The sequence below is a fragment of the uncultured Allobosea sp. genome (genome assembly GCF_945956895.1).
GTDB lineage: Bacteria > Pseudomonadota > Alphaproteobacteria > Rhizobiales > Beijerinckiaceae > Allobosea.
Genome location: NZ_CAMFJF010000008.1, coordinates 58,957 through 71,332 on the forward strand (window position 1 = coordinate 58,957; position 12,376 = coordinate 71,332).

Below are 12,376 nucleotides of genomic sequence, written 5' to 3' on the forward strand. Positions count from 1 at the left end.
GAGATTCGCATGGATCAGGACAGGCTCGCGAAGCTGCGGCAGCGTTATGCCGGAGCCGGCGGCGGCGATATTCACGATCGGCATTTCGCCAAGGTGGCCGCGGCCCAGTTCACCGGCGACAAGCGCAAATGGCCCTTCGCCGATGTCGCGACCTTCGTCGGCGCTCCGTATCGTCCCGACGCCCTGGCGACGCCCGGCCTCGGCGGCCTCGACGTGGCGATCATCGGTGTGCCGATGGATCTCGGTGTCACCAACCGCGCCGGCGCGCGCCTCGGTCCGCGTGCCGTCCGCGCCATCGAGCGCATGGGGCCGATGGATCATGCGCTGGGCACCGCGCCCTTCACCATGCTCAAGGCCGCCGATATCGGCGACGTGCCGTTCCGCTCCCGCTATTCGCTGGAGAGCTGCCACGAGGATATCGAGGCGGCTTTCAAGACGATCGTCGCGGCCGGCGTTTCGCCGCTCGCCGTCGGCGGCGACCATTCGATCACCTATTCGATCCTGAAGGCGGTCGGGGCGAAGCGTCCGGTCGGCATGGTCCATATCGACGCTCATTGCGATACCTCCGGCCCCTATGAGGGCTCGAAGTTCCATCATGGCGGCCCGTTCCGGCAGGCGGTGCTCGACGGCGTGCTCGACCCCGAGCGCGTGATCCAGATCGGCATCCGCGGCGGCGCCGAATATCTCTGGGAGTTCTCCTACGAGTCCGGCATGACCGTGATCCACGCCAACGAGGTCGACGATCTGGGCCTCGACGCCGTGATCGCGAAGGCGCTCGCCGTGATCGGCGATGGGCCGACCTATGTCTCCTTCGATGTCGATTCGCTCGATCCGGGCTTCGCACCCGGCACCGGGACGCCGGAAGTGGGCGGCCTGAGCCCGCGCGAGGCGCTCGCGATCCTGCGGGCGCTGAAGGGGCGCGACATCGTTGCCGCGGATGTCGTAGAAGTCGCGCCGCAATATGACGCGACCAGCAATACGGCGCAGTGCGCGGCGCAGGTGCTCTTCACCGAGCTCTGCCTGCTTGCCGAAGCGCGCGCCTTGGGAAAAGGAAGACCATGATTCGGATTCGATCGATCGCGCGGATCGCCGCGGTAAGCGGATTCTGCCTGCTGGCCGTGGCCGCTCGCGCCGAGATGCCGGCCAACGGAAAGGCCTATCACGACGCCGCTTTCGCTTCCGTCGAATCGCTGCTCAGGCTTTACAACGGCAAGCAGGCCCCGCCGCGTCTGTCGGACCCGGTCGACGGCAAGGTTCTGGCCGATACCTGGAACGCGCCGGCCATCCTTGGAAAGCCGCCTTATCCCGCCGAGAATCTCTCGGCCCTGCTCGACATCATCGAGAAGCAGGCGCGGATCCTGCAAGCCTATGCGCTGTTCTCGCCGCGGCCGGGCCGGCAGGCGCCGGACCAGGCGGCGAATGCCGTCGAGTTCCAGGACGAGCTGACCCGCGGGCGTGTCTTCCTGCTGAAGGCCGTCGGCGGCGCCTCGTCGGCGCTCTACGATTTCGCTTCCAATCTGACGGAGGCGGACAAGACCGAGGCACGGGTGAAGGGCTTGCGGCAGATGCGGCTCGGCCTTCAGGAGATCGTCGTCGGTTCGGCGCTGGCGCTGCGTGGCTCTGGGCTGCGCGACGCGAACCGCCTGCTGATCGCGCAGGCCTTCGCGGAGAATGCCGCGGGCATTGCCGCTTCGCTTACCCCGCCGGATCGCAATGCGCTCGTCAGCGCGCTTCAGTCGGTGAGCCCGTCCCTGAAGCCGGAGGCGCAGAAGGCGATTGCGGAATTCGCCAGCACGATGGCGGCCGCCCCCTGCGAGGGTTTCTGCACGGTCAACTGAGGCATCGTCCCGGATTGCCGCGCCTCCGCGCGGGGCGCGGCAATCCGTCGACGTTCAGGGACGTGTTGCCAGCCAGATCATGTGCCGCGCCCCTCCGCCGGTGCGGCGCGCGCGGGCCGTGACCTCTTCGGTGGCGAAGCCGGCCTGGCGCAGGCGCCGGGTGAAGCTGTGGTCGGGCCCCGAGGACCAGACCGCGAGAATGCCACCGGGCCGCAGCGCGGCCTTGGCGGCCTGCAATCCTGCCGCGCCGTAGAGCTGGTCGTTGCCGGCGACGGTCAAACCTTCCGGGCCGTTGTCGACATCGAGCAGGATGGCGTCATGGCGTCCCTTGCCGGCGGCGATCGCGGCTGCGACGTCGGTGACGTTCACGCTGACGCGGGGATCATCCAGGCAGCCGGCGAAAACCGCCGCCATCGGCCCCCGCGCCCAGGCGACCACGGCCGGAATCAGCTCGGCCACCTCAACCTGCGCATCCCCGGGAAGATGGGTGAGCGCCGCGCGGAGCGTGAAGCCCATCCCCAATCCGCCGATCAGGATGCGCGGCTGCCGGCGTTGTCCGAGCCTGTCGCAGACCAGCGTCGCCAGCGCTTCCTCCGAGCCGCTGAGGCGGCTGTTCATCAGCTCGTTGCTGCCGAGCATGATCGAGAATTCGCTGCCGCGCTGCTTCAACCGGAGGTCGCCGCTGCCATCCGGCAGGGCTGCGGTGTCGAGGACTGTCCAGGGTATCACGTCGTTCTCGCCTGTCTGGGAAACCGCCTTATAGCCCATTCCCGCCGATCGGCCGGATGGCAAAGCGATATGCGTTGATTGCATGAAATTTCGCCATGCGTAGCGTTGATCGGGCGGGGATGCATGGCTATTTCATGTTGCGGCGCAGCATTGCGCCTGCCCTTCCGTGAAAGCCCGTTATGACGCTCGCCGCGAATGATCGCAGCCTGGACGCTTCGGCGTCCGCCTTCAGGCCCGCCTCGGCGGGGCTCGTCCTGTTCGCGCTCGCCATGGGCGGCTTCGCCATCGGCACCACTGAATTCGCGGCCATGAGCCTGCTGCCCTATTTCTCGGTCGGACTCGGCGTCGACGAACCCACGGCCGGACATGTCATCAGCGTCTATGCGCTCGGCGTCGTAATCGGCGCGCCGTTGATCGCGGTTCTGGCGGCGCGGATCCCGCGCCGCACGCTGCTGATCGGCCTGATGGGCGTCTTCGCGCTCGGCAACGCGTTGAGCGCATTGGCTCCGAATTATCACTGGATGCTGGTCTTCCGCTTCCTGAGCGGCCTGCCGCATGGCGCCTATTTCGGCGTCGCCGCACTGGTCGCGGCTTCGCTCTCGGCGCCGAATCGTCGGGCGCAGTCGGTTGCGCGGGTCATGCTCGGCCTGACGGTGGCGACGATCCTCGGCGTGCCCGTGGCAAGCTGGATGGGGCAGGTGCTCGGCTGGCGTTCGGGCTTCGCGATCGTTGCCGGCCTGGCTCTGCTGACGGCCCTGCTGATCGCGCTGTTCGCGCCGCGCGACACGGTGCAGCCGGGCGCGAGCCCGCTGCGGGAGCTCGGTGCCCTGAGGCGCCGGCAGGTCTGGCTGACGCTGGCGACGGGCGCGATCGGCTTCGGTGGCCTGTTCGCGGTCTACACCTATGTCGCCTCCACGCTGATGGCGGTGACGCAGGTTTCGCCCGCGCTCGTCCCGGTCGTGCTCGCGATCTTCGGCCTGGGGCTGACGGTCGGCACGCTCATCGCCGGCTGGGCCGCGGACAGGGCGCTCGTTCCCGCAACCGCGGCCCTGCTGCTTTGGAGCGCCTTCTGGCTGGCGGCTTTCCCGTTCGCGGCCGGCAATATCTGGGCGGTCTCGCTGGTCATCTTCATGATCGGTAGCGGCGGCGGGCTCGGCGCCATGCTGCAAACCCGGTTGATGGACGTCGCCGAGGACGCGCAGACGCTGGCCGCGGCGCTCAATCATAGCGCCTTCAATACCGCCAATGCGCTCGGCCCCTGGCTCGGTGGCATGGCGATCGCCGCCGGCTACGGCTGGACCTCGACCGGTTGGGTCGGTGCGGCACTGGCGCTCGGCGGCCTCGCGATCTGGATCGTCGCGGTTCTCGACGCCCGCCGCTGAGCTCGTCGCCGGGTACGTTCCGGCTGGCTCTACCTCTCCTTCTTTGGTCGCATCACGGCCGTCGCCGCGCGTTTGGGCGTGCAAGGCGTCAAAAGCTGCGCAGCTCCCTCTTGCGAGCGAGACGAAACTGCGCCCAATCTGTCGCGACAGAGCCGGACCGGGACAACAGCAAAACCGGCCGGACTGCATCGCGGAGGTTCCATGAAGAGTTTCGTTCGTTTCATCGCGGCTGCGGCGTTGACGGTTGCAGGCGCAACGGGGGTGCTCGCCCAGGCCAAGGAGTGGAAGGAGATCCGGATCGGCACGGAAGGCGCCTATCCGCCCTTCAACAACCTGAATGCCAAGAAGGAGCTCGAAGGCTACGAGATCGACTACGGCAACCTGCTCTGCGAGCGGATGAAGGTGAAATGCACCTGGGTCGTGCAGGATTGGGACGGCATCATCCCGGCGCTGCTCGCCAATAAATACGACGTCATCATCGCTGGCATGAACGCCACCGACGAGCGCAAGAAGCAGGTCGACTTCACCACGCCCTACAACAAGACCCCGATCTGGATGATCGGCCCGAAGAGCACCAAGTCGGACGATATCTCGCCGGCGGCGCTGAAGGGCAAGTCGATCGGCGCCCAGGGCTCGACCATCCACGCCAATTACCTCGAGAAGTACTACAAGGACTCGACGCCCCGGCTTTATCCGACCCAGGAAGAGGCCAATCTCGACCTGATCAACGGCCGGCTCGACTATATCGTCGCCGACGCGCTCGCCCTCTCGGACTTCCTGACCGGCAAGGGCAAGGATTGCTGCAAGTTCGTCGCCGAGGTGAAGCGCGACGACGCCATCCACGGCCCGGGTGTCGGTGCCGCGATCCGCAAGTCCGACACCGCGCTCAAGGCGATGTTCGACAAGGCGATCGCCGAGACGACCGCGGACGGCTCGAACCAGAAGATTCAGGACAAGTGGCTGAAATTCGCCAAGTGACGCCTGAAAACGCCTGACTCTCGCCGGCGCCTTCGCGCCGGCGAGCATCCTCTCCCGCACGGCACCCCATGCTCGAAAAATTCGCATTGCTCGGCTTCGGCCCTTCCGGCTGGGGGCCGGCGCTGCTTCAGGGCGCCGCTACGACGCTCTCGGTCGCGCTCGCAACCCTGCCATTCGGCCTGGGGCTCGGCCTCGTCATCGCGCTCTTGAAGCGCTCCGACAACGTCCTGCTGCGCGCACTGGCGACGATCTACACCACCGTGTTCCGCGGCGTGCCGGAGCTGCTCACGCTCTACATCATCTATTTCGGCATCCAGATCCTGGTCCAGCAGGTCTGGCCGGGCTTCTCGATTCCGCCCTTCGGCGCCGGCATGATCGCGCTCGGCATGGTGCTCGCCGCCTTCTCCAGCGAGGTCTGGGTCGGCGCGCTGAATTCGATCCAGAAGGGCCAGCGCGAGGCCGCCGCTGCGCTTGGCCTGTCGAAGGCGCAGGCCTTCCGCCTCGTTGTCTTCCCGCAACTGATCCGCGTGGCGCTGCCCGGCCTCGGCAATAACTGGATGGTGCTGCTGAAGGAGACCTCTCTGATCTCGGTGATCACGCTGCAGGATATCATGTTCATCGCGACGCGGGCCAATGTCGTGACCAAGGAGCCGTTCCTGTTCTTCGGCACGGCGATGCTGCTCTATTTCTTCTTCTCGCTGGTCTCCGCCTGGGGCATCGACAAGCTCGAGCAGCGCACCAATCGCGGCCAGGCCGCCTTCGGCGGAGCGACGCGATGAATTGGTGCGAATATCCCGGCTACGCGGTCGGCAGCGAAGTCCTTCAGAACTACGGCTGCCGGATGGCGAACGGCCTCTGGGTCACGTTCGAGCTCGTCGCGATCTCGGTCGCCATCGGCTTCGTGCTGGCGCTCGGCCTTGCCGTGACCCGGCTCTACGGCCCGCGCTGGGCGCGGGTGGCGGTCAGCGGCTACACCACCTTCCTGCGCGGCACGCCGCTGCTTTGCCAGCTCTTCCTCGTCTATTACGGCCTCGGCCAGTTCCGTGAGTTCTGGCAGGGGATCGGCCTGTGGTGGTTCTTCCGCGAGCCGTTCTTTTGCGCGCTCTTCACCTTCACCATCAACACCGCCGCCTATCAGGCCGAGATCCTGCGCGGCGCGATCCAGGCGATCCCGCGCGGGCAGTTCGAAGGGGCGCTGTCGCTCGGTCTGCATCGCTGGGCGACGCTGCGGCTCGTCGTCCTGCCGCAGGCGATGATCCTGGCGCTGCGCCCGCTCGGCAACGAATTGATCGTGATGATCAAGTCGAGCGCCATCGTCTCGCTGGTGACGCTGTTCGATCTGATGGGCGCGACGCGGCTCGCCTTCGCCCGCTCCTTCGACCTCACGATCTATCTCTATGCGGCGCTGATCTATCTGGTGCTGGTCGAGATCATCCGTCGCGTCTGGGACAGGCTCGAAATCAGGCTGAGCCGGCACATGGCGTTGCGTTGAGCGGAAGGCGCGCGGACGCGCATGCCGGCTTGGCCGTGCCGGTGCTTCCCTCGCCGTGCCGTGCACGGTAAGCCCAGCGAGAAGCCACGAACGGCAAGCGGAGAGCAGCATGGCGAAAGTCGCATTCATCGGTCTCGGCGTGATGGGGTTCCCCATGGCCGGCCATCTCAAGGCCAAGGGTCATGAGGTCACCGTCTACAACCGCAACCCGACGAAGGCGCAGGAATGGGTCTCCCGCCACGGCGGCGTCTCGGCGCCGACCCCGGCCGATGCGGCGAAGGGGCAGGAGATCGTCTTCTGCTGCGTCGGCAATGACGACGACCTGCGCTCGGTGACGACAGGCCCGAACGGCGCCTTCGCCGGCATGGAGAAGGGCGCGGTCTTCGTTGACCACACCACGGCTTCGGCCAATGTCGCGCGTGAGCTTTACGAAGCCGCCACGAAGGGTGGCTTCGGCTTCGTCGATGCGCCTGTCTCGGGCGGTCAGGCCGGCGCCGAGAACGGCGTGCTGACCGTGATGTGCGGCGGCGAGCCCGGGACCTATGCCCGCGTCGAGCCGGTGATCGCGAGCTTCGCGCGCATGTGCAAGCTGATGGGCCCGGCCGGTTCCGGCCAGCTCACCAAGATGGTCAACCAGATCTGCATCGCCGGCCTCGTCCAGGGCCTGTCGGAAGGCGTCCATTTCGCCAAGCGCGCCGGGCTCGATGTCGAGACCATGCTGGAGGTCATCTCCAAGGGCGCTGCCGGCTCCTGGCAGATGGAGAACCGCGGCAAGACGATGAACCAGAACAAGTTCGACTTCGGTTTCGCCGTCGACTGGATGCGCAAGGACCTCGGCATCGTGCTCGACGAGGCCCGCCGCAACGGCGCGCAGCTCCCGGTCACCGCGCTGGTCGACCAGTTCTATGCCGAGGTCCAGAAGATGGGCGGCAATCGCTGGGATACGTCGAGCCTGATCGCCCGCCTCGAAGGCTGAGGGCCTGGCCTGGCCCGGCTAACCGGCCGGGCCGGGTCGCTTCCGCACGAAGCAGACGGCGACCAGCCCGGCCGTCGTCAGAAGCCAGACGAACAGGTTCATCGATTGCGGCCAGAGCGTCACGAGCCAGCTGATCAGTACGGTGAGCGCCGCGCTGAAGCCGAGCTGGGTCGCGCCCAGGAGACCGGCGGCCGAGCCTGCCAGTTCAGGGCGGGCCGAGAGCGCCTCGGCCGTCGCGCCGGGGATTGTCATGCCGTTGCCGACTGCGTTCAGAGCCAGCGGCAGGAACAGCGCGAGCGGTGACCACCAGGGCGAGAACGACAGGGCGAGCGCCGCAGCGGTTCCGACGAAGGAGATCGCCAGGCCGCGCCGCACCATCGTCTGCGTGCCGGCGCGCACGGCCAATCGCGACATCGCGAAGTTGCCGATCATGTAGCCGAGCGCGTTCAGGATGAAATAGCTGCCGTAGACATCCGAGCCGCGCCCCATCGTCTCGACGACGATATAGGGCGTCGCCGCGATGAAGACGAAGAAGGCCGACGAGGCGGAGGAGCTCGCCGCGACATTCAGCATGAATTCGCGGTTGCGCACGAGTTCCGGAAAGGCGCGGAAAACGCCGAAAAGCGAGCTCTGCCGGCCGAGATTGGGTGCGGTCTCCGGCAGGCGCGCGAGGGTGAAGGCGAGCACGGCTGCGCCGAACAATGTCATGAACCAGAAGATCGCGCGCCAGCCGAAGGCAGTCTCGATCTGGCCGCCGAGCCAGGGCGCGAGCATCGGCGCCACCACCATCACCATCGTGACGGTGGCTATCTGGCTCGCGGCATGGTCGCGATCGGCGGTGTCGCGGATGATGGCGCGCGACAGCGCGAAGACGGCGCCGCCGCCGGCGCCTTCCAGCACCCGCGCGATCAGCAGGATATGGGTCGTGGGGGCGAGCGCTCCCAGGATGGAACCCAGCGCGAACAGGGCGACGCCCGCATTGACGCAAGGGCGGCGCCCGAACCGGTCGGAGAGCGGCCCGATGACGAGCTGCGTCAGCGCGACGGCGACCAGGAACAGTGTCAGTGTGAGCTGGATCGTGGCGTAGTTCGAGGCGAAATGCCGCGCGAGCGCCGGCGTCGCCGGCGCGAGCAGGTTGAGCGCGATCGGCTGCAGCGCCGAGATCGCGACGAGGATCGCGAGCGTGGGTTTGACCGCAGCAGCCGTCATGCCGGCCGCTTCCGCGTGATCTTCAGGTTGGAAACGGGCCGCACGCGCTGCCGATGCATGGTGTAGAGCCCGCTGCCGACGATCAGCGCGACGCCGATGAAGGCGTAGAGATCGGGCACGTCGCCCCAGACGGCATAGCCCAGGACGGTGGCGAACACGACGATGGCATAGCGATATTGCGAGATCACGCCGACATCGGTGCGCCGGAAGGCGCCGATGATGAAGAAGGTGCCGGCCGTGACCAGGATGGCGGCGAGCGCGACATAGATGGTCTCCACGCGCCAGATCGGCAGCCACTCTTCGGTGAAGCCGTAGGCGACGGCGACGACGCCGACGAGGATGGTCGTGGTCAGCGACACCACCGTCGAGGGCACGTCGTCGCCGATGGTGCGGGTCGTCAGGTCCCGTCCGGCAACGAGAATGGCGCTGATCACGGCGACGATGGCGGCGGCGTTGAAGGATTCGGCGCCCGGGCGCACCACGAACAGCACGCCGACGAAGCCGATGGCCAACGCCACTACCCGCCGCCAGCCGACGCGTTCCATGCCCAGCAGAACCGCCAGCGCGACGATGAGCAGCGGCGAGGCCATGTTGATCGCGGTGAGATTGGCGAGCGGCATCAGGCCGAGCGACCAGCCGAAGGTCAGCGCGCCGAAGGCCTCGATGACGCCGCGTTGCAGCACCCGCGGGCGGAACGCCAGGCGCAGCCGATCACCTTCCCGCGCTGCGAAGACGAGTGCGAAACCGATCACCACTGCGAAACAGGCCCGGAGCGCGATCGCCTGCCCGGCCGGGTAAGCCTCGCGCGCGAGCTTCATGAACACGTCGTTGATCACGAAGAGCGACATTGCCGCGAGCATGAAAATGATGCCGCGACGGTTTTCGGCTGCGCTGGCCAAGGCTGGGATCCGGTTCGGGAGGCTTCAGGCCGGCAGCCTGTCGGTGCGGCGTCTAAAATTTAGCCATACAGGGCCGGAACACACGGGTCCAATGCGTCTCCGGCAAGGGCGTCGTGCGGCGGCGTGGAAGCCTTTGTTAACGCCCCGGGACCATAACCGGACGCAAGGCTTGACCTATGGTGAGACTGGGCTGGGGATGCGAGGCAGGATACGACGCTGGCTGGGCGCCGGACATGCGGTGGAGGACATCCCCGCGGCGGCGCTCCCGGCGGCGGAGGCCACGCTCTGGCCGGCTGCGGTCCAGCCCTATGATGCCTCCACCCATGACGCCGTCGACGATATCGAGCGCGACATCCTGCTCGCGATGCAGCAGCTGACGCAGGAACTGGGCGAGGTCGAGCAGCTCTCGGCCGAGTCCGAGAGCGGCTCGCGCCATATCCTCGAGAACACCGGCAGCATGCGAATGGCTGTCGGCGCTGCGAGCGAGAACGCCTCTGCCCTTGCCGCCGCGACCCAGCAGGTTTCGCAGGCGGCGGAAGAGGTCGACGGCGCCATGGTCAGCGTCCGTGAAAAGCTCGACGCTGCGGTATCGCGCGCCGGCGAGGCGGCGCTGATGCTGGATGGACTGGCTTCCGCGACCGGCGAGATCAGGGGCATCGTCGATTCGATCGCGGAGATCGCGCGCCAGACCAATCTTCTCGCGCTCAACGCGGCGATCGAAGCCGCCCGTGCCGGCGAGGCCGGGCGCGGCTTCGGCGTCGTCGCCCATGAGGTGAAGTCCCTTTCGGTCGAGGTCAGCGAGGCTGTCGGCCATATCCGCGAGCGCGTCGACCGTCTGACCCGCGCCGCCCAGGGCTCGAACGGCATCGTCAACGATACCTTGCAGATCGTTCGCGACGTCAATCCGATCATGGCGACGATCGGGCGCGCCTCGCAGGAGCAGGCGGGTTCGACCGCGGAACTCTCACGGAATGCCCAGGAGGCGGCCCTCTTCGTCGAAGGTGTGGCGCGCCGCGCCGACGAGATCGACCGCATCGCCCATGAGACGGTCGCGGAAAGCGAGCGTGCCCGGCGGGCTACGCAGAAGGGCAGCCGTCTGGTCGGCAACATGGTACGGCGCTTCAAGCCCGCGCTGCGTCATTCGGCCTTCGCGGACCGGCGTCGCTTCGACCGCTATCCGACGGCGCGCAGCGCCCATCTCGTCGTGGGCATGGTCGATATTCCCGGCCGGCTGGTCGATCTCGGTCGCGGCGGCGCTTTGCTGGCCGCCTCGTCAAGCGCCCGGCTGCCGATCGGCGGCTCTGGGGTCGTCGCGATCGAGGGCCTGCCGCCATTGCCCTGTCGCATGACCGGCGTCAGCGAACACGGGGTGCATATCGCCTTCGCCGGCGATGTCGCTGCCGGCTGCGACGCACTGGCGGGCATGATCGAGGAGATCGAGCGTTCCTACCGCCCGCTGATCGAGCGTGCCCAGGACTTCGCCCGCGAGATCGCGGGTGTGATGGAAGGCGCGATCGCGCGAGGTCTGCTCTCCGAAGAGGATCTGTTCGACCTCCGCTATCTTCCGGTGCCCGAAAGCGAGCCCCGGCAATATCTGAGCCCGAGCCTGACGGCGCTCGAAACCGTGCTCCCGCCGCTGCTCGCTGGCGCGCTCGCGACCGACTGCCGGCTGGTCTTTGCCCTGCCGAGCGACCGCAACGGCTATGTGCCGGTGCATCATGCCGACTGGTCCCAGCCGCAGCGCCCCGGCGATCCCGCCTGGAATGCGGCGCACGCCCGCAACCGGCGGATTGCCGACAGCCGCGTGGGCTTGAGCGCCGGGCGCTCGATCCGCCCCTTTCTCATCCAGCTCAGCCGGCACGAACACGAGAATGGCCGCGCCGAATTCCTGAATGAGGTCAACGCGCCGCTGCGCGTTCGCGGCCGCCACTGGGGCGGTGTGCGGATGGGTTATCGGCTCTGAAGCGTGTCATCCCGCACGCGCTGCGGCACGCAGTGCTGCTGCGCAGATGCGGGATCGTCCTCCGGAAAAGGCGCCTTCTCGTCATGCGGTCCCGTGTCTGCGGCGCATCGCTTCGCGCTGCACCGTGCACGGGATGACAGCCCTACAACCTGTCCCAGTTCACGCTGATACTGAGCTTCTGAAAAGCCTGCTTCCAGAGCGTAGCCGCCTGTTCGAGCCTCGCCGCGTCATACACGCCCTGGACCTGATGGATGCTCAGCTCCCAGCTCGACGCGCCCGAATCCTGCCAGACTTTGCCGAGCAGCCGTCGCAAGCGCTCCGGATCACGCGCGCCGGCTCCGGTGCCGAACATCGTGAACTGGTTCGAATTCTGCAGCATGTCGGAGACGAGCACGAGCTTGCGGTCCCCGGTCGGGACGCGGTTCTCGCGGCGCGAGACGACATCGCCGATGGCCTCGACGATCGGTGACTGGTTGCCCTTGGCCGGCTGTGTCAGCACGGTCAGCGCCTCGTCGAGCGGGCGGCCGAACTTCTCGACCCATTTGACGTATTCGCGGCGCGGATTGCCGATCAGCTCGCTTGCCGTCTTGCCGGGGTTGCAGAGCGAGACAAGCGAAGGGAAGCCCGGCTCGAACACGTCGTTGAACACGTAGATCGATAGCATCCGGTCCGTCGGCAATTCGTCGCCGACCTGCTTGACCAGCGTCTTCAATCGCTTCGCCTGCACCTCGCTCCACGGATCGGTCTTGTCGACGAGGATGAGCGTATGCCCGACGGGGCCGGTCTTCGGGCACAGCGTCTCCTGGTCGCGCGGCGGACCGCGCAGCAGGGAAGGTGCCGCGAAGAAGCCGACAAGGCCAAGCCCGGCGAGCACGGAGGCGACGATCGCCCAGTTCTCGGTCTTCATCCG

General features: G+C 67.3%; 12 protein-coding genes. 8 read left to right on the forward strand and 4 right to left on the reverse strand.

Annotation, left to right across the window (positions count from 1 at the left end; all coding sequences use genetic code 11):
- Window positions 1-3: 3 nt before the first annotated feature.
- Together speB and Q0Q02_RS07305 are read left to right on the forward strand one after the other, a co-directional pair.
- Window positions 4-1,062 carry an agmatinase gene (gene speB, locus Q0Q02_RS07300; RefSeq protein ID WP_293808282.1) on the forward strand — a complete coding sequence of 353 codons (1,059 nt, stop codon included), beginning with the start codon at window positions 4-6 and terminating at the stop codon, window positions 1,060-1,062.
- A complete protein-coding gene (locus Q0Q02_RS07305; protein ID WP_293808165.1) occupies window positions 1,059-1,838 on the forward strand; it encodes a hypothetical protein in 780 nt (259 codons plus the stop codon). Before speB ends, Q0Q02_RS07305 begins: the two co-directional genes overlap by 4 nt.
- A gap of 54 nt (window positions 1,839-1,892) precedes the next feature.
- On the opposite strand, the gene Q0Q02_RS07310 is transcribed toward Q0Q02_RS07305, so the two are convergent.
- Window positions 1,893-2,567 (reverse strand): hypothetical protein, encoded by a 675-nt coding sequence (locus Q0Q02_RS07310; protein WP_293808284.1) that lies wholly within the window; start codon window positions 2,565-2,567, stop codon window positions 1,893-1,895.
- A 179-nt stretch (window positions 2,568-2,746) separates the two neighbouring features.
- Here Q0Q02_RS07310 and Q0Q02_RS07315 point away from each other — a divergent pair, with 179 nt between their 5' ends.
- The 5 genes from Q0Q02_RS07315 to Q0Q02_RS07335 all read left to right on the forward strand — a co-directional run bounded on the left by Q0Q02_RS07315 (window position 2,747) and on the right by Q0Q02_RS07335 (window position 7,395).
- The gene (locus Q0Q02_RS07315) at window positions 2,747-3,949 is read left to right on the forward strand and encodes an MFS transporter (RefSeq protein WP_293808167.1); all 1,203 of its coding nucleotides are present in this window, start codon (window positions 2,747-2,749) and stop codon (window positions 3,947-3,949) included.
- Window positions 3,950-4,150: 201 nt separating this feature from the next.
- Window positions 4,151-4,927: a transporter substrate-binding domain-containing protein gene (locus Q0Q02_RS07320; RefSeq protein WP_293808168.1), complete on the forward strand. Its 777-nt coding sequence runs from the start codon at window positions 4,151-4,153 to the stop codon at window positions 4,925-4,927.
- A 68-nt stretch (window positions 4,928-4,995) separates the two neighbouring features.
- The gene (locus tag Q0Q02_RS07325) at window positions 4,996-5,706 is read left to right on the forward strand and encodes an ABC transporter permease subunit (RefSeq protein ID WP_293808170.1); all 711 of its coding nucleotides are present in this window, start codon (window positions 4,996-4,998) and stop codon (window positions 5,704-5,706) included.
- Window positions 5,703-6,419, forward strand: coding sequence for an ABC transporter permease (locus Q0Q02_RS07330; RefSeq protein WP_293808172.1), 717 nt, complete (start codon window positions 5,703-5,705; stop codon window positions 6,417-6,419). Before Q0Q02_RS07325 ends, Q0Q02_RS07330 begins: the two co-directional genes overlap by 4 nt.
- Before the next feature lie 109 nt (window positions 6,420-6,528).
- Window positions 6,529-7,395, forward strand: coding sequence for an NAD(P)-dependent oxidoreductase (locus tag Q0Q02_RS07335; protein ID WP_293808174.1), 867 nt, complete (start codon window positions 6,529-6,531; stop codon window positions 7,393-7,395).
- Between the two features lie 18 nt (window positions 7,396-7,413).
- Here the strand turns inward: Q0Q02_RS07335 and Q0Q02_RS07340 are convergent, their stop codons facing one another.
- Window positions 7,414-8,604 (reverse strand): multidrug effflux MFS transporter, encoded by a 1,191-nt coding sequence (locus tag Q0Q02_RS07340; protein ID WP_293808175.1) that lies wholly within the window; start codon window positions 8,602-8,604, stop codon window positions 7,414-7,416.
- Window positions 8,601-9,503, reverse strand: a complete 903-nt coding sequence (locus Q0Q02_RS07345) for a DMT family transporter (RefSeq protein ID WP_293808177.1) — start codon at window positions 9,501-9,503, stop codon at window positions 8,601-8,603. The genes Q0Q02_RS07340 and Q0Q02_RS07345 overlap by 4 nt, the downstream gene beginning before the upstream one ends.
- Window positions 9,504-9,741: 238 nt before the next feature.
- On the opposite strand from Q0Q02_RS07345, the gene Q0Q02_RS07350 reads away from it, so the two are divergent.
- A complete protein-coding gene (locus Q0Q02_RS07350) occupies window positions 9,742-11,466 on the forward strand; it encodes a methyl-accepting chemotaxis protein (RefSeq protein ID WP_293808179.1) in 1,725 nt (574 codons plus the stop codon).
- Between the two features lie 142 nt (window positions 11,467-11,608).
- Here Q0Q02_RS07350 and Q0Q02_RS07355 read toward each other — a convergent pair whose 3' ends face one another.
- The gene (locus Q0Q02_RS07355; RefSeq protein WP_293808180.1) at window positions 11,609-12,373 is read right to left on the reverse strand and encodes a hypothetical protein; all 765 of its coding nucleotides are present in this window, start codon (window positions 12,371-12,373) and stop codon (window positions 11,609-11,611) included.
- Between the last annotated feature and the right edge of the window lie 3 nt (window positions 12,374-12,376).